Genomic DNA, 19,782 nt, shown 5'->3' on the forward strand with positions numbered 1-19,782 from the left:
TAGAAGGAAAATATCAATGGGTGAAAAAGTAAAGCAAAAGATAAATTATGTACAACACTTTTCAACAAGAATTCCGTGGAAAGATAATAATTATACAGGGAGGGTTGATGATAATCCTAAATATGATGTAGCTGCCCAAGTAATCCCAAATATTGCAACATTTCGTGATCTAGAATTTGAGCAACTGAATAAAGGCAAAAGTTACGAAAAAGTTGGAAGTTTACGTATGCAAAGCTGGATTACAGAGAATGCAGCATTTATGAGTGATACCAAGCTTAATCTGAAAATGAATCACCCTTATAAAAAAGGGAAAAATGATAAATTTAAGCATTTTGAAGAAACAGATTTTGAAATGAAGCCTTATTCATTTCTTTTAAGACCTTTTTCATGGACTTTAAAAGACAATGCAACTGAAAAACAAAAATATCACAACTTTTATTTTGATTTAGAAAAAACAGAAAGAATGTTGAGCTGGAAAAGTTCATGGGTGTCACATGGAGAATCACAAAAAGGGATTTTTGAATATTTTTTTTCAGGTATTAGCCCTAGTCATTCATTGATTTTTCCATATTACAAACAAGTACCCTTTATCGAGGATAGTCGACGTGTAATAGCTGGAATAGGGAATATAGTTTCAACTATTGAAATCAATGAGTATGACTCTGATAAAAGTAGTGATGAAAAAAATTATATTTGGGAAACTAATGCTGCTCATTCAATCAGAGTTGATGGACGAGATGGTTTTCTAATGCCGTATCATGAAATTTCTGAATATATACAGGATCATCCTGATTTTGATGTATCTAAAGTAATCCTATTTGAAGCAACAGGTTTTAGATCTGAATTTTCATATGCTGCCGAATGGGTTAGTTACGATGCAGCTATCGATGTGCTAAATCAAGCGATAATTGCTTTAAAAAATATAGCAGAACTCCATCTTAAAAAAGCAAACCAAGGATGGGTGAATGTTCAACTTGAATATATTGATAAACAATTAAAGAATGTTTGGAATCAACGTGGAATATTTCCTGGATTAGGTTCAGTTTTATCAGCTTTCAGTGTTAGATATGGTTTCGATATTGCGAAATATATTGATACTTCAGAAAATGAGTTGATTTCTGAATTGGGGCTATATTTTTCTGGGGAAAAAGAAACAAGCGATGAGAAATTAGATTACAGCTTAACTGAGAAAGAGGATGAGTTTACAGGTTTATTAAAAAATAAGTCTACAACCTCGATACTTTGAGCTTTTATCTAGATTGAATTTGTCTGTTAAACAAGCTGATTATGCATGGAATGTTTTAAAAGAAAATGCGGATAAAATTGTTGAAAATCCATATTTATTGTTTGAACTTACACGCAAAGAAAAGGATGAACATCGGGTTACTATTTCTCAAATTGACAATGCAATGTTTGTGAATTCGTTGGTGGAAAATAAGTATCCGCTAAATAAACCAACTAAGATGAGAACTGAAAATGATAAGCGCCGATTTAGAGCTATGGCAATATTTGTTTTAGTTCAAGCTGCAAATCAAGGACATACTTTACTGAGTTATAAGCAAATTATTGAAGAAATTAATAAATTACCATTAGATAAAAAAGCGAATTTTCAAACGGAAAAGATTGACGGTATTTTAGATTTCTTGCAGGAAAGTGAGTTGTATATTGATGTACAAAATACATATATAAAGCTGAAAGAATATCAAGATTATAAAGAGCTGGTAGTGGCTACTATAACTAGCCGTTTAGAAACTAATTTATCAAGTGAACAAAATTGGGAACAAGTTATTAACAATCTTTTTGGAAAACTTGAGGAAAATAATGAAGAAAACGATCAATTAGCTCGAAGTGAAAAGGCAATAGCATTGAAAGTTCTCGAATCATCTAAAATATCTGTTTTATTAGGGAGAGCTGGAACGGGTAAAACATCAGCATTAGGAATTTTTGCTTCTTCAAAAAAAATTAAAGCAGGTGGTGTTTTAGCGTTAACTCCTACTGGAAAAGCAAGAGTTCAACTTGAAAATTCATTTAAAAGAAATAGGGTTGAAGCCGAGTTTATGACTGTAGCGCAATTCTTAATTCGCGCAAAAGGCTTCAGTTGGAACACAATGGCTTATAAATTGCCAACTGATCCTAGCTCAAGTATTGCAAAAACAGTTATTATCGACGAAAGTTCAATGCTGACAGAAGATATGTTTTCTTGCATATTAAAACTTGTTGATTCTCATGCAGAGAGAATTATCTTTGTAGGCGATCCAAATCAATTACCTCCAATTGGAGCTGGTCGACCATTTGTTGATTTTATTAATTATTTGGAAAATGCTTATCCAGAAAAGGTTGCAAGATTGCAAATTGAGATGAGACAAGGGACAGGTGGTGATGATTTATCTTTTGCTCAAATATTTTCTAATTCAGATACAGTCGATAAAGAAGTAATTTATCGTATTCTAAATAAACAAATAAACAAATAAACAAATAAACAAATAAACAAATAAACAAATAAACGCCTTACTTATATTCAATATACTGATTTAGAAGAGTTAGAAAAGGTATTCTTTGGAGAGTTAGTAAAAATAACAAATATGACAAATAAAGATGATGTTGTTGGTTTCAACAGAAGTCTAGGAGCTATTATTGATAAATATACAAATTATCCAACTAGTAAATCTATAGAGGACTGGCAAGTTCTATCTCCAACTAAATTTATTGGTGTGGGAAGCTATTATTTGAATAATCGACTTCACCAAAAATATCGTCAAGAAACCATTAATGAATGGAATGCCCACTCATGGTCAAAAAATAGTCCTCAATCTGTCCAAAATATTGTTTATGGAGACAAAGTCATATCTAATGTAAATGGTGAGAAAGAATATTGGGATGGTTCATCGGGGAAAGCATATATTGCAAATGGTGAAATTGGTATAATGGTAAATTATCCAAGCCACTATGGTAAAAATGATAAAAATACTAGATGGTATAAATTTCGTTTTAGTTCATTTGAAGGAAAACAATTTTCATATACTAAATCTGATTTTGGTAGTGATAATAGTGATTCTAAGTTAGAACTTGCTTACGCTCTTACAGTACATAAATCACAAGGTTCTAGTTTTGGCAAAACAGTAGTAATAATAAATGGTAAAAGTTCTTTTGTGACAAAAGAACTTTTGTACACCGCATTTTCACGTCAAAGAGATCAATTAATTATATTAAGTGATTTACCGATACAAGAATTAGTTCAGTATGCAAATGACTGGTATTCAGATACTAAACAACGATATACGGACTTATTTGAAGTTCCAAACATTATTGAGATAGAGTCGAATAAACAAAAACGGTACTTTGAAGAAAAATTAATTCATAAAACAATTCGTGGAGAAATGGTTAGATCCAAGTCTGAAGTAATTGTGGCTAATATTCTCAATAACATGAAAATCGAGTATTTTTATGAAAAATCATTAGAGGTTAATGGAAAAACCTATAGCCCCGATTTTACTCTATATTATCAAGGTAAAATTGCTTATTTAGAGCACCTTGGAATGTTGGGTGACGAAAAGTATAAAAAGCATTGGGAAGAAAAAAGAACCAATTATGAAAGTAAAGGAATTTCAGAAATTTCTGGGACTTTGATAGTCACCAAGGATGGTTTAGACGGAAGTTTGGATGCTACGTTAATAGAGAGTAAAATTAAAGCGTGGATGAATAATTGCTAACATGTCTAGGTGTGCTTCTATCATAAAGGTAGAAGCATTATCTTTAGGTGATTTATTTTTAGCCTAGTCGGTAACTTAGCTCTTACGTTTTTATAGATATGTGCCACACCACTAAGTGATCTTCTATCGAACTAAAAGCAAAATCATAAATTTTACTTAAGTGTATCTTTTAGTATTCTTTTTTAAATAGTTTTTTAAAAAGTTATTAAATATCAAATATAAAATACTTTTGCATCATTGGGGTGTGGGAGGATAAGTCAGCCATTGTTTCCATGCTATTCATGTATGTTAAATCTCTAAATTTAAATAATAAATAAGTTTATTTTGAAAGTTTGGCAATCTAACTAATTTTAACAACTTGTGTGCAAATCTGACCTAATCAAAGGAAAAAGCATCGCTTTAGTGTACTTTTGTTGGTGCCAAAATTGGGTCAACAATGTGTGAGGAAACAAATTGGTTTCTCTCTGTCGCCATCTTAACAAATTGAGGCTGATTCACAAAAAGGAATCCGAAGATGAGTGCGGAAATTAGCAACAAAAAGAAAATTGAATGTTCTGTTTAAGCGAATCGCTTGTGGAACAATTTCCTGATATTTTTATCAAGCCCGCTTTATTCGCTAATTTGTTAACCTTTGCCTTGTGTATAGGATTGCGTTTTGGATCAAAGCGTATTGAGAGATTTCATCAATTTATCAGGGCTTGGCTGTAGAAGATGAATGGCTTGTATGATAGGTTTTAGGTACGGGTTTGTTGATCTGTGAATGATAGTGCTAAATAAGGCCATACGGACTGGTTTTACAACAAAGTTCAATTAGAAAGGTTGATTAGGCTTTGAATGAGCAAGGTGTAGGGTACTTAGATTAGGCGTTATTGCTGGTTTTATCTATTTTTGCTACGCAACTTTAATGAAGCAAAACTGTTTTTAAGTGCTGAGAAATAAAATGATGAAGGTATCAAAACAAAGCTCTGTAAGCATAAGCTCTGAAACAAAAAGCCAGTTTGAATCTATTTTATCAGCACATTTACCTGAATCGAAATTAGTTGATCAGTTTCAAAGACACAAAAGAAAACTAAGAATTTCGTTGACTGATCGTTGTAACTTTAAATGCAGTTATTGTATGCCTGATCATCCGAGCTGGTTAGCTAAACAGGATATTTTAAGTTTTGAAGAACTTTATAGATTTTGTGAAGTGATGATTAAGCTTGGCATTACTCAAATTCGTTTAACGGGTGGCGAGCCGTTGATGCGAAAAGGGCTCATTAATTTTATTTATACGCTCAATACGTTAAGACCATTAGGTTTACAACGTATCTCAATGACGACGAATGCATATTATTTAGAAAAATATGCAGTTGAGCTAAAACAAGCTGGGCTTGATGATCTAAATATAAGTTTAGACAGTATTGATCCAGACACTTTTTTTAAAATGACTCAAAAACCCTTAACACCCGTATTAAAAGGAATTGAGGCGGCAAAAGCTGCAAATATCCCAATTAAACTCAACTGTGTTTTGCTGTATGGACAGAATCATCAGGAAATATTGTCATTAACTGAGTGGGCTTATCAAAATAACTTTGAACTACGATTTATTGAATACATGCCATTGGATCAACCTGAGCATTGGAAGCGTGAGAAAGTCGTGGTTGAGGATGACATTATCAATATACTTTCGCCACATTTTCGCATCGATAAATTAGAACGAAATAATGACCCAGCCACAATATATACACTCAATCAAGGTTTTAAACTGGGTATTATTTCCACCATCAGTAAACCTTTTTGCCAAAGTTGTGATCGTTTGCGTTTAACCGCGACGGGTGAGTTATTTACATGTTTGTTTGCCAATACAGGTATTTCTGTTCGACATTTATTGGCTAAAGCTCAGGGAAAGCAATTGATAGCAACAATTTTGGATACGGTTTGGCAAAAAAAGGCAGGCTATATTGCTTACCAAGCTGCACCCATTCGTAAAATTAGTATGCATTCTATTGGAGGTTGATTTTATACATAGAGATAGAATTGTATATGTTTTTTTATTTGAAATGAATGGCTTATTGTGAAGCTGTATATTATTTAAATTGACAGGATTTTTTATGAAAAATGTAGGTATGAAGCCTGAGAGTTATCGTATTGCTACAGCAAGTTCAGAGTTATTCGCGCCACCGCATTGTTTACAATTATTAGCAGAGGGCAATACTGAAAAAGGCGATGCACTAAAAACAGCGCGAATCGCAGGGATTCTTGCAGCCAAACGTACCGATGAGCTGATTCCGCTTTGTCATCCTTTACCTATTTATCGAGCTGATGTCGATTTTGAAATACTAGCAGATCGCGTCAAGATTACGGCAACCGTAGAAACGATTGCGCCAACTGGTGTTGAAATGGAGGCTTTAACTGCCGCAAGTCTGGCTGCGCTCACGATTTATGACATGTTGAAACCGCATTGTGAACCAGATGAACTGATGATTGGTCATTGCAAACTTGAATTGAAAAAGGGCGGGAAATCGCACTATAAGCGCCATCTTCGACAAGCTGTATCAGCGGCAGTCATTGTGTTATCAGATAGTGTTGCTTCTGGCAAAAAACCTGATACTGCGGGACGTTCTGTGGTTGAAACCTTAACTGAGGCTGGATTTGATCCAATTCACTATCAAATCATCGCTGATGAGCCTGTGCAATTAAAACAATTGATTTCAGAATTGGTGCAATCTTATGGATGCATCATTACGGTGGGTGGGACAGGCATAGGTAAGCGCGATATTACTGTCGATACGATAGAACCATTATTGGAACGAGAGCTGAATGGTCTGATGGAAGCAGCACGTGCTTTTGGTCAAAGACGGACACCTTATGCTGCAATGTCTCGTGGTGTTGCTGGTTTTATTGACCGATCACTGGTCATTACGTTACCAGGCAGTCGTGGTGGCGCTTCTGAATCTATGGCAGCGATTTTACCTGCTTTGGTGCATATCTTTGATGTATGTCGAGACTTACCACACCCAGGAGGTTATGAATGAGTTGTTCTGGTCAAGGATTAATAAGTTTAGATCAAGCATTGGCAGCTTATTCTACGGTTGAACCGCGAGCGGTTCAGACTCTGCCACTGGTAGAAGCACATCAACATTATCTGGCACATGATGTCCTATCTGAGATTGCATTACCTCTATTTACTCAGAGTGCAGTAGATGGCTATGCCTTAAAAAGCGAAGATATTCTTGCCGGTATTACCGTGTTTGAATTGGTTGGAGAAATACGCGCAGGTATTGAAGAAGATGTTCAGATCGAGTCTGGACAATGTGTTCGAATTTTTACAGGCGGTAAATTGCCAGATTCGGCTGATACAGTTGCCAGACAAGAAATAGTATCTAAACTAGATAGCCGAATCAGCTTAAATCAAGCGCTTAACAAAGGGACGGATATTCGTTATCAAGGCGAAGAATTATCTATCGGGACAATATTGGCAAAGCAGGGCCAATATCTAAAAAGTGGCTTAGTTGCATCACTCAGTATGGCAGGGGTAAAAGAGGTCAGTGTTTTTAACCATCCTCGTATTGCTGTACTGATTACAGGGGATGAAGTCAGCAAAAGTCTTGATAATAGCGCTCAGGTTTTTGATGCGAATTCGCCAATGGTTTTGACATGGTTGAAGGAAAGAGGTTTTTACTCGATCCATTTAGAACATGTGATAGATGACGAAACTGTCTTGAAAAAGGCTTTAGCAAATGCCTTAGATCATTACGATTTAGTGATCACGACTGGTGGGGTTTCAGTTGGGGATTATGATTTGATTCGTCCTGTTTCTCTTGCTTTAGGGGCAAATGAAATTTTTTGGCAAGTTGCCCAAAAACCAGGCAAACCGATTTATTTTGCTGAATATAAAAAACCAAACCAGTCTTCCTATTTATTAGGATTGCCGGGTAATCCAGCAGCAGTATTTGTTTGTTTAGAAATCCATGTGTTCACTTTGCTAAAAGCAATGCAAGGTTTAAAAGAACCCAAACCAGAATGGGAGAAGGCGAGCTTAAGTGAGGCTGTAAAAGGTGATAGTCGGGAGCAACTGTTGCGTATGAAATTGAATGTCGATGAGCAAGGGCAACTTAGTGTTTCAAAACTCAAAAAACAGCAATCGCATATGCTAAGTAACTTAAGTGAAGCGAATGTCATTGGTCGAATTCCAGTGTTTAACAATGCTGAAAATTGTCCTAAATTCATTGAGTTTATTCGTCTTTAGTATTTTGAGTCTGATACGCTTGGGTAACAATAAAATGCCGCAATATCCAAATACTGACTTAGTCATTTTAGCTGGTGGTCAAGCTAGACGGATGCAAGGTAAAAACAAACTTTTGCAGCAGTTTGATCATGAAATGCAACTGCTTAAAATCTATCATCAATTTTATGATGAGGTTGCGAAAATCTGGGTAAATAGTCATCAGGACTGTAGAGTTTATCAGGAGATCATCGCTGAAATAGCCTGTTTTTCAGATGATCAGGCGGGATTTTTAGGGCCATTAATGGGAATGAAAAGCGCATGGGCACATGTAATTACAGATTATATTCTGTTCATTCCCTGCGATATTACTTTTATCCCTAAAGATGTCTTATCAAAAATGCATCAAGCTTTATTGGACGCAGAAAATTCTCAAGCTGTATTTATCTCTATAAACGAACAAAACCTTTACCCATTTTGTTTGTTGAAAAGAGACAGCTTAGCTACGCTTGGAAAGCATTTGGCTAACCAGCAATTAAGTATTCGAAAATGTTTTGATGATTTAACGCCACAAGTCGTTAAATATGAAAACCCTATAAGTTTCCATAGCATTAATTCAGAACAGGAGTTAAGACAATATCATGAAGAACTATGCATATTCAGTCGTTCAGATTCAATTTAGTTCGCCCTGAAGATTCATTGTGGCGCTATGCTTAAGTAAAGGTGTTAAATGGCAGAGATTCAAATTAAGATTGAAACTTATGGTGCAATCGAAAGACAGTTACCTAAAGATTTAAATTTTTCTTGTGTTGAAAATAGTACGGTCTTAGAAATTTTGCAGCAAGTATCTGATCAATATCCTGAGTGCTCTAGTCTTTTAGAGAAGTGCGCATGTGCGATTGGTGATGAAATTATTCCCCGTCGACATCGATTAACAAACCATTGTACATTGGTTTTATTATCCCCTGTAGCAGGAGGCTAACATGACAAATGGATCTCGGATTAAGGAAACGGATCTGAGTTTAGATGATTTTAAAACCATCGATGATTTTCCTGAGTGTGGTGGTATTGGAATTTTTATTGGAACGGTTCGAAATCACCATGAAGGTCGAAGTGTTAAGGCATTAAAATATACTGCTTATACACCGATTGCTGAAAAAATGATTCGTGCAATTGAGCAAGAAATACAAAGCAAATATGCAGTATCATATATTCAGGTTATTCATAGAATTGGCGCTCTAGATATCGGAGGCAAAGCAATCATCGCAGTGGCTTATGCGCCGCATCGAAGAGAAGCTTTTATGGCGTGTGAAGAGGCTGTAGAACGTGTAAAACATGAAGTTCCAGTCTGGAAGGAAGAGTTTTACTCAGATGGTTCTAGTGAATATGTCGCTGGCTGTTGTATCCGAAAAGATGATGATGTTGCACATAAACATCTTCATTTGAATTCACATTCTCATTAAGCCGTTGTAAATTAAGCAGCTTAAGTTATAAGAATGATTATTATGAAAAGTTACCATGTAAAGTAAATGAATTTTTTCTTGAGCTGATTTTTTTAATCAGATAAGCCATTAAAGAGGGCACTCAAATGAACGATTTAGAACAAAATAAACCTGAAACAGAAGGCCAAGAACGCCATATTCAGGAGAATACCAATTTCGCGCGTATCGAACCCTATACGCACCCAGCTGGTGGTTGGGGCGCTTTGTTGAGTGTTGCCAGAAATTTAAAAAGGCAAGAAGTCTTTGCCAAAGGCTCAATTACATTAATGAATATTAACCAGCCGACAGGTTTTGATTGTCCTGGTTGTGCATGGCCTGAGAAAAAAGATACCCACGCATTTAATTTTTGTGAAAATGGTGCAAAAGCTGTTGCATTCGAAGCAACCAGTAAGCGAGTTACTCCAGAGTTTTTTGCCCATCACACGGTGAGTTGGTTGGCTGAGCAAAACGATTTTTACCTCGAAGATTTGGGACGACTCACAGATCCAATACGTTATGACGCGGCTACAGATAAGTATGTCCCAATTTCTTGGGATGATGCATTTAAACTTATCGCTCAACATCTTCAAGCTTTGGATCATCCAGATCAGGCAGCATTTTATACATCTGGTCGGGCAAGCAATGAAGCGGCTTTCTTGTACCAGTTATTTGTCAGAAGTTATGGAACAAATAATTTCCCTGATTGTTCAAATATGTGTCATGAAACCACCAGTATTGGTTTGAAGGATTCAATTGGGCTTGGCAAGGGGACCGTTACTTTAGATGATTTTGATCAAGCGGATACTGTATTTAGTTTTGGGCATAACCCTGGTACCAACCATCCTCGAATGCTCGGCACTTTACGTGAAGTATCGCGTAGAGGTGGAAATATTATTGCGATTAATCCAATCAAAGAACGTGGGTTAGAGCGCTTTCAGGATCCTCAAGCAGCAATTGAGATGATGACGAATGGCAGTACGCCCATTAGTCGCTTTTATTTTCAGCCGAAAATTGGCGGAGATTATGCGCTTCTGTTAGGTATGATGAAGCATCTTCATGAATGGGATAAGCAGGCAATATTCGCAGGTAAAACGGGGGTATTTGATCGGCAGTATATTGCTGAGAATACTGTTGGCTTTGATGAAATGTTAAAAGAAGTTGACCGAACAGAATGGCGTGATATTTATCAGTATTCAGGCCTCTCTCCAGAAAACTTAGAATCAATTGCTAAAATGTTTTGCGAGTCTGAGCGTTCGATTTTTTGTTGGGGGATGGGCATAACACAACATAGACACGGTACTGCGAATGTTCATATGTTGGCTAATTTACTTTTGGCGAAAGGACAGATTGGTCGTCCGGGAGCAGGCCTATGTCCAGTTCGTGGGCACAGTAATGTGCAGGGTGATCGGACCATGGGAATCAATGAATTACCAAGTGCAAAAATGCTGGATGACATTGATCGTGTTTTTAACATTAAATCGCCACGCAAACATGGCTATGGTGTGGTAGAAACGATTAAAGCGATGTATGAGGGCGATGTTAAAGTCTTTATTGCTTTAGGCGGGAATTTTGCAGTTGCGACACCTGACACCCCATATACTCAAGAAGCGCTAAAACGTTGCTCACTGGTGGTAAATATTGCAACAAAACTCAATCGTAGCCATCTCGTGTGTGGTAAAGACGCCTTGGTTCTTCCATGTCTAGGTCGTACCGAGCTGGATAAACAACTGAAAGGGAATCAGGCGATCTCAGTTGAAGATTCAATGAGTAATGTTCATTTATCCGCTGGGCGCAATGAACCTGCATCAAAGAACTTGCTTTCTGAACCTGATATTGTTGCACGAATGGCTGAAGCGACGTTACCTGACTCTAAAATTAAATGGCGCTGGTATGTTGAGGACTATGATCGTATTCGTGACTCTATTGAAGAGGTTTTTGAGGAATTTAAAGATTTCAATGGGCGAGCCTATCAACCGGGTGGTTTCCATCTTATTCATCCTGCCAATGTTAAAGTTTGGAATACCCCCGCGGGTAAAGCACAATTCCTCATTACGCCATTAACCCAAGTCTATAACGATCAAGAAAATCAATTTTCTGCCCAGTATACAAAGAGTAAAGTCTACACTTTAATGACGATTCGTTCGCATGATCAGTACAATACCACTTTATACGGCCTAGATGACCGCTATAGAGGTGTGTTTGGCCAGCGCCGCGTATTATTTATAAATCAACAAGATATTGATGAAGCTGGTTTTGTTGCTGATCAATGGGTTGATATTGAAAGTGTATTCTCTGATGGGGTAAAAAGAGTCGTGAAAAGTTTCCGAATCGTTCCCTATAACATTCCACCAGGAAGTCTGGCCGCTTATTATCCTGAAACCAATCCACTGGTTGCGCTTTCAAGTCATGATCAATATGCCAAGATTCCAGCTTCAAAAAGTGTTCCTGTTATTTTACATGCTGGCGATGCACCTGAGCACTTCAATTTATTTACTGAGGTCGATCCTGAGAATGCAGAAAAAAAGGTTGAGATTTAATTATTTACTGGTTTATTGCAGGATACGTGAAATTGGATAGTAACCTATGATTGCTATCCAGAATTGTAAGGAAAGCTCAAGTTGGAACCACTATTTTCAGGTTATGCGTCAGTTCAAATTACACGATTTGATCAAGATAAAACAGATGTTCAGTTTGATCAGGTTGTTCAAGAATATCCGATTGCATTGGTTTATAACGGTATATCTCATGCTGTGATGATGGCTACACCAACTGATATCGCTGAATTCGCAAAAGGATTTAGCCTTTCTGAAGGAATAATTGCAAGTTTAAAAGAACTTTACTCGCTTGATATTATTCACAACAATTTTGGTATACAGGTTGAGATGAAAATTTCATCAAAAGCTTTTATGGCATTAAAAGAACATCGCAGAATGCTGATTGGTCGAACAGGATGTGGTTTATGTGGTATAGAAAGTCTTCAACAACTTCAATTTTCATTACCAAAAATTAGTTCTACAATCCAATCAGAATGGTTAAGAGAAATTCCTAACGCAATCAAACAATTAAAAAACCAGCAAAAGATTACCGCTGTGACTGGCGGAGCTCATGCTGCTGCTTGGGTTGTGGAGGGGAACATCCATGCTATTTTTGAAGATGTTGGACGACATAATGCGCTAGATAAGTTACTGGGCTATATCTCAGCAGAGAACTTTGATCTGTCAAAAGGATTTGTGGTGATGACCAGTCGAGCAAGTTATGAACTGATTAGAAAATGTGTTGTATTAAATATCGCATTACTTGCAACAATTTCTGCGCCTACCAGTATGGCAATAGAGATGGCACAAGCTTCAGGTCTCACATTGGCAAGCTTTTGTCGGGGTGACGGTTTTGTCCTTTATAGTCAGTAATGCTGAGCGATCAATTTTTTGTTATTCAAAGGAAGATGTCGATGAAAAAAATTTTATTTAGTTTAAGTTTGCTTGCCATGGGCCATGCTTATGCAGAAGATACCATCACAGTCTACGCTGCAGCCAGTTTAACCAATGTTTTAGCGGAACTAGATCAAAAATATGAAAAGAAAAATAATATAAAAATTAAAACATCTTATGCAGGTTCATCGACACTGGCAAAACAGATTGAAGCAGGGGCACCAGCCAATTTGTTTATCTCTGCCGATGAGCAGTGGATGAATTATTTACAAGATAAAAAATTGATTGATCCTAAAAATAGAAAGAATCTACTTGGTAATCGTTTGGTATTGATTAGCCCGAAAAATCAAAACATAAAATTCAAAATGACCTCGTCTTTTGATCCAACTACCGCATTTAAAGGCAAGCTTTGTACAGGCGATACCAAAAGTGTTCCTGTTGGAAAGTATGCGAAGCAAGCTTTGACCTCATTGCAGTGGTGGGAAAAAATTCAGCCGCGTTTAGTTCAAGCAGAAGATGTTCGCGTTGCACTTAATTTTGTGGCACGTGGTGAATGTAATGTGGGGATTGTTTATTTAACTGATGCTGCAATTAGCCCAGACGTTAAGGTTATCGCTGAGTTTCCGTTAAACACGCATACACCAATTGTTTACCCTATGGGTATGGTAAAACCAACACCTGAAACTGTTAAGTTTTATCAATATTTACAAAGTAATGAAGCTAAAAGCATATTTAAGAAATATGGCTTTAGCGTTCTCAATTAGAAATTGGCTATGTTTGATGTACTGTCACCCGCAGAAATTGAAGTTTTAAAACTCTCTTGTAAAGTTGCTAGTTTTTGTCTGATTTTTAGCTTGATTCCAGCCATTATCGTTGGCTGGATTTTGGCACGTAAAGATTTTTTCGGAAAATCATTATTTGAAACATTGATTTTTTTACCTTTGGTGTTACCGCCAGTTGTGCCAGGTTTTTTACTTTTGCAAGTTTTTGGTAATCGAGGCTTCTTAGGAAAATATTTAACGGAGATCGGCCTAGATTTTGCATTTAATTGGAAAGGTGCAGTCTTGGCTTCAGCAGTGATGGGATTTCCATTATTGGTACAATCGATTCGTCTAGCGATTGAACTTGTTGATCAAAAGTTAGAAATGGCAGCAAAAACTTTGGGCGCATCTGCATTTTCAACTTTTATGCATGTGACCTTGCCTTTAGCGAGTAGCGGTATTTTAATTGGTGCAATTTTATGTTTCTGTCGTAGTTTAGGAGAGTTTGGCGCAACCATTACCTTTGTGGGCAATGTTGAGGGTGAAACCAGAACTTTACCGCTTGCGATGTATAGTTTGATGCAACAACCTGATATGAATCATGCCTTGCAACGTCTGATTATGATTTCATTGACTGTGGCATTTTTGGCATTATGGTTTGCACAGTGGTTTCACCGCTATCAAAAGAAAAAACAGAGTTAACGTAATGCATTTTGATTTTAAAATAATCTTGAAATTTGATAAATTTAATTTAAATCAGCAATTTAAATCTGATGAAAGTGTTGTGGGATTATTTGGACATTCTGGTTCAGGTAAAACCAGCATTTTAAATGCAATAGCTGGTTTACGTACGCCACAACAAGGCTGGATCAAAGTGAACCAAGATACTTGGTTTGATCATGAAAAAAAAATCAATGTCCCCACTCAAAAACGCCGTGTGGGTTTGGTCTTTCAAGATGCCCAATTATTCCCACATAAAAATGTTATGGGGAATTTAAAGTTTGGATATAACCGAATTGATGTTGATCGACGTCAGTTTGAGTTGGACTATATCGTTGAATTATTAAAGCTGAGCCATCTGCTTGATCGGATGCCAATACACCTGTCTGGTGGTGAAAAACAGCGGGTGGCGTTGGGGCGTGCGATTTTATATTCGCCGAATATTCTGCTATTAGATGAACCTTTATCTGCCTTGGATGCAGAGCATAAAGCTGAAATTATTCCATTCTTTCAACAAATAAAGAATGAGATTAAAATTCCTATGTTATATGTGACTCACGATATCGAGGAAGTCAAACTGTTAACAGATACCATTTGGCACTTATCATGATTGTCGATTGGGTTTAATTCAATTCATCCTTTGAAATTTTGGTGATTTAAGTGGGGGATGTGAACGGATCAAACAAGAACTCTTATGACTCTCCTAAACATCTAAAATATGGTGTTATGTCATTTTAGCGCTTTGAGTACACTGTAATTAGCTGTTTTACAAGGGGTTATACAGAATCAATTTATCCTGTGTATTCAGTTGCTAAAAGTAATTCTGATCTACTAGAATAGCTATAAACTTAATTTCTATTTTCATTAAAATACCAGATAACAATGACAGCATTAAAACCCTTAATAGCAATAGATCTTGGAACGAGTAATTCCTTAGTCAGTGTGTTTGAGAATGGTCAAGCACGAATTATTGAAAACGTTTATGGCACTAAATTAACGCCCTCAGCAATTGCACTGGATGAACAGGGGCAAATGCTTATCGGTCAGGCTGCACTGGAACTGAGAAGTAGTGGAAGGGAGGTTCTCACCAGTTTCAAGCGATTGATGGGAACAGCAAAACGGCTGAAGTTGGGGCAGCAGGATTTTTCTGCGACTGAACTTTCTGCGCTTATTTTAGGATCTCTAAAACAAGATGCTGAGCAGGTTTTGCAATGTGAGATTGATGAAGCTGTAATATCAGTACCTGCATATTTTAATGATATCCAGCGACAGGCAACTATTGCCGCGGCAGAATTGGCTGGTTTAAAAGTCAGTCGATTAATCAATGAACCAACAGCAGCAGCACTTGCTTATGGACTTGGACAGACAGATGACAGTTGTTTCCTGATTTTCGACTTAGGTGGTGGCACATTTGATGTATCCATTGTTGAATTATTCGATGGTGTCATCGAAGTGCGTGCCAGTGCAGGAGACAATTATCTTGGTGGTGATGATTTTGTCCAGCTGTTGATAAAGCAGTTTTGGAAGCAACATGCACATGTTTTTAATTTTACAGAAAGCACCATACCTCATGATATTGAGATCGCTTTAAAGGCGAGAGCGCAGCATACCCTACATGTACTGAGTAAAGAGAGCCAAACCCAACTCACTTTTAAATGGGATGGTAAGGAAGCGAGTCTGGATATTAGCCAGCATGATCTGACCAATTGGGCTGAATCATTATTAATGCGGTTACGTCGACCACTTGAACGGGCTTTAAGGGATGCGCGGATTTTACCACAACAGGTTGATCAGATTATCATGGTTGGTGGAGCAACTCGAATACCTGCTGTTCGTAAACTTGTCACCAAACTTTTTGGTCGATTTCCATCCACCAGCATACAGCCAGATGAGGCAATTGTGCGTGGCGCTGCGATACAAGCAGGACTAAAGGCCAAGGATCAAACCCTCAAAGAAGTTGTGTTGACAGATGTTTGTCCATTTAGTTTGGGGATAGCAGTGGGATCAGATGATCAGTTTTCTCCAATTTTGGAACGTAATATTGTGATTCCTGCGAGTCGAGTCAATACTTATACTGCAATGAATAAAGGACAGCGCGAGATATTCGTAAAGATATATCAAGGTGAGCATCGGCTATGCAGTGAAAATATTTTCTTAGGGGAATTAACAGTTGCTTTACCAGCCAATGATGAGTGCTTATCCATTGATGTGCGTTTTTCCTATAATCCCAATGGTGTTCTTGATGTAGATGTCCATATCCCTGCTACTGGTGAAAATTTACAGAAAGTGGTTGTTAATCATCAGAGTACTATGTCTAAAGAACAAGTCGAAAAGGCCCGTAAACAGTTACAGGATTTAAAGATTCATCCGCGTGAAAATCTGGTGAACAAAAGCTTGTTACTTCGTGCCGAACGCTTGTATAGCGAACATACTGGCGATCTGCGTTTACAGATTGGGGAGCGGACTCAGCATTTTCACCAAATACTGAACCAACAGGATGATAGGCAGATCAGGGAAGTACGTCAGTATTTCGAGAAATTTCTCAATGAAATTGAAGACCTGAAGCTCTTTGATGAGTATTGATGATCAATCTTGTAGGACATCAGCCAATTATACTGATGTCCTGTATTTCCTTATGAAATATTCTGTTCCCGTTTAGTTTTTATACTCAGAAACAGATAAGAACCTATGACCAAAGGGATAATATAGGTCATAAGAGTTAGGTACATTATTCCGAGATAGGATAGGTATTTTAAGCACGAAGATAATTTTCTGGTGTTGAGGGTTGTTAGGAGTAAAGCAGCGAATCCGATACAACCTAAATACATATAGGGTTGGGATTGAGCAGATACGAGGAAATAGGTAAAACTAAACATCCAGATTAGACGTAGACACACAATACCAATGCTTCTGTAGAAAATAGCCTTATCTGTTAAATTATGCTGTTGCTTGCGGTAACCAAAGATAGCGAACAGTGGTCTAAAAGAGTCTGGTAGCAGTAAAAAGCCAGCAGGAATTAAGCTATATACCAGTAACCAAGGATAGTTCGGATGTCCGACGGTATAATATATAAATGCGAAGCCACCACACAGCGTAGCCAGACCAGCCAACATCATCCATCTGTCGAAATGAATATAGCTACTTTGCAGCAGTTGATTCATATCAGGCCTTGCGACCAGTTGCAGGCAACCAAATAAAAAGACAGAAAGAAGTACCCAACCATAGCTCAGAACCTGGTGTAGGGTAGGATTAAACCAATGGATAAAACTGCACAAAACCAATCCGGTTAGAAACCAGATCTGACTGAATCGGATTAGTCGTGTTTCATGATCTGAATGTGTCGTCATGATTGCATGAAAAGCAGGCTGAATCAGAAAAATAAAAAGTAAACTGAAGATTGCTGTGCTCAGTAAAATGGCTGCTCCAGTGAGCTGCTTTCCCCAGAATGTCTGCAAAAAGACTAAAGTACTCATCGCAAATATTAGATCAATAACAATAAATTTTTTGTTTACAGCTAAACTTTTTAGAAAACTGAAATTAATATTCTGCTCAGTATTTGGTAAATGAAACTGGTTAAGGAGATCCATTATTTTGAGCTGAGGATGATCTTTGCCAAGCTGTCTTTGCAATTTAAGCATGCGGAAAGGCTGAAATTTCTGTGTGCCTGACAGTAGCTGTAATAGTTGATTTCGCTCAGATGGTAAACTTTGCAGCAATAATTTGTTGCTCTGATAAGTGTCCAATTTAGACTGCAAAATATTGCTATAGTAAGCATAATCGTAATGATGAATATCATCTGAATAGATTGTATTCCACAGATCAAGGAAGCGTGAATATTCGGGATTTAGCACATCAGCTTCAATTTCAGCAAGAGGTCCGAGGAGCTGATCCTTGATTTGAATCTGCTGGGCTAGTGTCAGCTCAGATTGCTCAGTGAGTAATTGGGTAAATTTATCAAATACAGTATCACTAATATTCTGATCCCAGAGTGCATCGCTAACCTGATGAAGCTGAGTTAAAGGTGAAGCGCTTTCATGATCAGGGATATCCGTATCTGCTGAGGTCTGGTGATATGAGTATTCCTGATCATGATGAATTACTGTATCTTCTAAAGCAGATGGATCTGTAATAGCGGTACAACTGGCAAGCTCAAAGAAGTCTTCCAACTGAAACTGCTGTAATAAATGTTTTAATCGTTCCAGATATTCAGTCTTTACACTTTGATCACTGACAGCCTGTAAGGCGATCCCAAATTGTATAATTGCATCCGTTATATTAAATTTAATATTTTGCGTGGTCATCTGTTGTTCAAGATCTACAAATAATATTTCAATTTGAGCAGATGTAATTGAAGATATGTCGGTATCCGTCGTTACATTGACATCATAAATAATTGACGGTGTTACATCTTCTTCGTATTCAGATTCATAGGCCATCATTTCTGCTTCAGCCTGTGCTTCCTGAAGGGCTTCTCTTAGTAAAATGAAAGCCTCAGCTTGCGTATCCTGATCAATGGTTTTCAGTTGTCTTGCATAAGCCCGCTTTATTTCCCGTTGATCTGAAGTGGGTTCTATTGCCAGTCGTTGCCAGGCTGTCATTTATTCTGCTCATTTTTTTAGTTAAGTATGCACCTTGGACCCAGATAAAGTAGGGTTAAGACGATTTCAGTCCAAACATTTTAATCATATTGGTTGAATTTACAATTAGTATAAGCCTTAGAATAATGAAAAATAGATAATGGATAAAGCTATCGTTTATAAAAGTATTTAAATATTTCATAAATATAAGCTTAATGAAAAAATCTATGTATGAGCGGGAAACAATTGAACGAAATATGCATGGGTAACGCAAATTGAGCATAAATTTTTTGAGTGAGCGATTTTATACACAGATTTTGCTTAAAAAGCTTGATTTTTGTAGAGTGAAAATTCATTAAAAATAAGAGCAATAAATACAAATAATAAGCATTAAATAGAATATAAAGTGTATACATCCCAGTGGTTAGATAATGATAAATCCAGTTTGAAATTAAATAATAAATTTTCTGATGATTCTCGTGATATTATACAAGATAAAGGCGATAATATTATGAATTACTCTTGAATTTATAAAAAATTTATTGTAAATAATGAAAGAATAATACAATTTATTAAAAATAATGCTAAGGAAAAATGCATGACTAATAATAAAAATAATACATAAAAAGATTCTAAACGCACGCAATCAACTCATAAAATTTCTCAAGAAAATACTCAAAAAAACACTTTAAATAATGATTTTAATATGTATTTAATTGAAATAATTATAGGGATTTAGTTTTTTAAGTTCTTGTAAATAAAAAATATTTTTATCTAATGGTTGAGTTATCGGCAAAGCATCAAAACAAAAAAAGAAACTTTTTAAGTGATTAATAAATTATAAATATTAGAGTGCTGGTTAATATTTATCGAATTGAGAGTAGGGTGGGGATATTTA

Annotated in this window: 16 protein-coding genes; 15 read left to right on the forward strand and 1 reads right to left on the reverse strand. The window is 36.7% G+C overall.

The window, feature by feature from the left end:
• The first annotated feature begins 16 nt into the window (after nucleotides 1-16).
• From AS4_RS07440 to AS4_RS07510, 15 genes are all read left to right on the forward strand, one after another.
• Nucleotides 17-1,246 (forward strand): hypothetical protein, encoded by a 1,230-nt coding sequence (locus tag AS4_RS07440; protein WP_096733725.1) that lies wholly within the window; start codon nucleotides 17-19, stop codon nucleotides 1,244-1,246.
• A gap of 19 nt (nucleotides 1,247-1,265) precedes the next feature.
• Nucleotides 1,266-2,471 carry a DEAD/DEAH box helicase gene (locus AS4_RS07445; RefSeq protein WP_126606909.1) on the forward strand — a complete coding sequence of 402 codons (1,206 nt, stop codon included), beginning with the start codon at nucleotides 1,266-1,268 and terminating at the stop codon, nucleotides 2,469-2,471.
• Between the two features lie 111 nt (nucleotides 2,472-2,582).
• Nucleotides 2,583-3,710, forward strand: a complete 1,128-nt coding sequence (locus AS4_RS07450; RefSeq protein WP_096733727.1) for an ATP-dependent DNA helicase — start codon at nucleotides 2,583-2,585, stop codon at nucleotides 3,708-3,710.
• A gap of 940 nt (nucleotides 3,711-4,650) precedes the next feature.
• Entirely contained in the window at nucleotides 4,651-5,709 is a 1,059-nt protein-coding gene (gene moaA / locus AS4_RS07455; protein ID WP_096733728.1) for a GTP 3',8-cyclase MoaA, read from the forward strand.
• 94 nt (nucleotides 5,710-5,803) lie between these two features.
• Nucleotides 5,804-6,727, forward strand: a complete 924-nt coding sequence (gene moaCB / locus AS4_RS07460) for a bifunctional molybdenum cofactor biosynthesis protein MoaC/MoaB (protein WP_096733729.1) — start codon at nucleotides 5,804-5,806, stop codon at nucleotides 6,725-6,727.
• The gene (locus tag AS4_RS07465) at nucleotides 6,724-7,941 is read left to right on the forward strand and encodes a molybdopterin molybdotransferase MoeA (RefSeq protein WP_096733730.1); all 1,218 of its coding nucleotides are present in this window, start codon (nucleotides 6,724-6,726) and stop codon (nucleotides 7,939-7,941) included. The genes moaCB and AS4_RS07465 overlap by 4 nt, the downstream gene beginning before the upstream one ends.
• Before the next feature lie 34 nt (nucleotides 7,942-7,975).
• Nucleotides 7,976-8,599, forward strand: a complete 624-nt coding sequence (gene mobA / locus AS4_RS07470; RefSeq protein ID WP_096733731.1) for a molybdenum cofactor guanylyltransferase — start codon at nucleotides 7,976-7,978, stop codon at nucleotides 8,597-8,599.
• A gap of 48 nt (nucleotides 8,600-8,647) precedes the next feature.
• Nucleotides 8,648-8,899 carry a MoaD/ThiS family protein gene (locus AS4_RS07475; protein ID WP_096733732.1) on the forward strand — a complete coding sequence of 84 codons (252 nt, stop codon included), beginning with the start codon at nucleotides 8,648-8,650 and terminating at the stop codon, nucleotides 8,897-8,899.
• Between the two features lies 1 nt (nucleotide 8,900).
• Nucleotides 8,901-9,380, forward strand: a complete 480-nt coding sequence (locus tag AS4_RS07480; protein WP_096733733.1) for a molybdenum cofactor biosynthesis protein MoaE — start codon at nucleotides 8,901-8,903, stop codon at nucleotides 9,378-9,380.
• Between the two features lie 125 nt (nucleotides 9,381-9,505).
• Entirely contained in the window at nucleotides 9,506-11,935 is a 2,430-nt protein-coding gene (locus AS4_RS07485) for an FdhF/YdeP family oxidoreductase (protein WP_096733734.1), read from the forward strand.
• A gap of 81 nt (nucleotides 11,936-12,016) precedes the next feature.
• Nucleotides 12,017-12,805: a formate dehydrogenase accessory sulfurtransferase FdhD gene (fdhD, locus tag AS4_RS07490; protein WP_096733735.1), complete on the forward strand. Its 789-nt coding sequence runs from the start codon at nucleotides 12,017-12,019 to the stop codon at nucleotides 12,803-12,805.
• A gap of 41 nt (nucleotides 12,806-12,846) precedes the next feature.
• The gene (gene modA / locus AS4_RS07495) at nucleotides 12,847-13,590 is read left to right on the forward strand and encodes a molybdate ABC transporter substrate-binding protein (RefSeq protein WP_096733736.1); all 744 of its coding nucleotides are present in this window, start codon (nucleotides 12,847-12,849) and stop codon (nucleotides 13,588-13,590) included.
• Nucleotides 13,591-13,599: 9 nt separating this feature from the next.
• Complete coding sequence (modB, locus tag AS4_RS07500; protein WP_096733737.1) at nucleotides 13,600-14,289, forward strand: molybdate ABC transporter permease subunit; 690 nt, start codon at nucleotides 13,600-13,602, stop codon at nucleotides 14,287-14,289.
• A gap of 4 nt (nucleotides 14,290-14,293) precedes the next feature.
• Nucleotides 14,294-14,917, forward strand: coding sequence for a molybdenum ABC transporter ATP-binding protein (locus AS4_RS07505; RefSeq protein WP_096733738.1), 624 nt, complete (start codon nucleotides 14,294-14,296; stop codon nucleotides 14,915-14,917).
• Nucleotides 14,918-15,189: 272 nt separating this feature from the next.
• A complete protein-coding gene (locus tag AS4_RS07510) occupies nucleotides 15,190-16,890 on the forward strand; it encodes an Hsp70 family protein (RefSeq protein ID WP_096733739.1) in 1,701 nt (566 codons plus the stop codon).
• A 50-nt stretch (nucleotides 16,891-16,940) separates the two neighbouring features.
• Here the strand turns inward: AS4_RS07510 and AS4_RS07515 are convergent, their stop codons facing one another.
• Complete coding sequence (locus AS4_RS07515) at nucleotides 16,941-18,905, reverse strand: molecular chaperone (protein WP_096733740.1); 1,965 nt, start codon at nucleotides 18,903-18,905, stop codon at nucleotides 16,941-16,943.
• Nucleotides 18,906-19,782 lie beyond the last annotated feature (877 nt).

This window comes from Acinetobacter guillouiae (genome assembly GCF_002370525.2).
GTDB classification, from domain to species: Bacteria; Pseudomonadota; Gammaproteobacteria; order Pseudomonadales; family Moraxellaceae; genus Acinetobacter; species Acinetobacter guillouiae.

Excerpts from the sequence above, each read along its gene's own strand:
- AS4_RS07440 (WP_096733725.1), top strand. The coding sequence starts at position 17 with ATGGGTGAAAAAGTAAAGCAAAAGATAAATTATGTACAACACTTTTCA.
- AS4_RS07450 (WP_096733727.1), top strand. The coding sequence starts at position 2,583 with ATGACAAATAAAGATGATGTTGTTGGTTTCAACAGAAGTCTAGGAGCT.
- moaA (WP_096733728.1), top strand. The coding sequence starts at position 4,651 with ATGATGAAGGTATCAAAACAAAGCTCTGTAAGCATAAGCTCTGAAACA.
- moaCB (WP_096733729.1), top strand. The coding sequence starts at position 5,804 with ATGAAAAATGTAGGTATGAAGCCTGAGAGTTATCGTATTGCTACAGCA.
- AS4_RS07465 (WP_096733730.1), top strand. The coding sequence starts at position 6,724 with ATGAGTTGTTCTGGTCAAGGATTAATAAGTTTAGATCAAGCATTGGCA.
- mobA (WP_096733731.1), top strand. The coding sequence starts at position 7,976 with ATGCCGCAATATCCAAATACTGACTTAGTCATTTTAGCTGGTGGTCAA.
- AS4_RS07475 (WP_096733732.1), top strand. The coding sequence starts at position 8,648 with ATGGCAGAGATTCAAATTAAGATTGAAACTTATGGTGCAATCGAAAGA.
- AS4_RS07480 (WP_096733733.1), top strand. The coding sequence starts at position 8,901 with ATGACAAATGGATCTCGGATTAAGGAAACGGATCTGAGTTTAGATGAT.
- AS4_RS07485 (WP_096733734.1), top strand. The coding sequence starts at position 9,506 with ATGAACGATTTAGAACAAAATAAACCTGAAACAGAAGGCCAAGAACGC.
- modA (WP_096733736.1), top strand. The coding sequence starts at position 12,847 with ATGAAAAAAATTTTATTTAGTTTAAGTTTGCTTGCCATGGGCCATGCT.
- modB (WP_096733737.1), top strand. The coding sequence starts at position 13,600 with ATGTTTGATGTACTGTCACCCGCAGAAATTGAAGTTTTAAAACTCTCT.
- AS4_RS07505 (WP_096733738.1), top strand. The coding sequence starts at position 14,294 with ATGCATTTTGATTTTAAAATAATCTTGAAATTTGATAAATTTAATTTA.
- AS4_RS07510 (WP_096733739.1), top strand. The coding sequence starts at position 15,190 with ATGACAGCATTAAAACCCTTAATAGCAATAGATCTTGGAACGAGTAAT.
- AS4_RS07515 (WP_096733740.1), bottom strand. The coding sequence starts at position 18,905 with ATGACAGCCTGGCAACGACTGGCAATAGAACCCACTTCAGATCAACGG.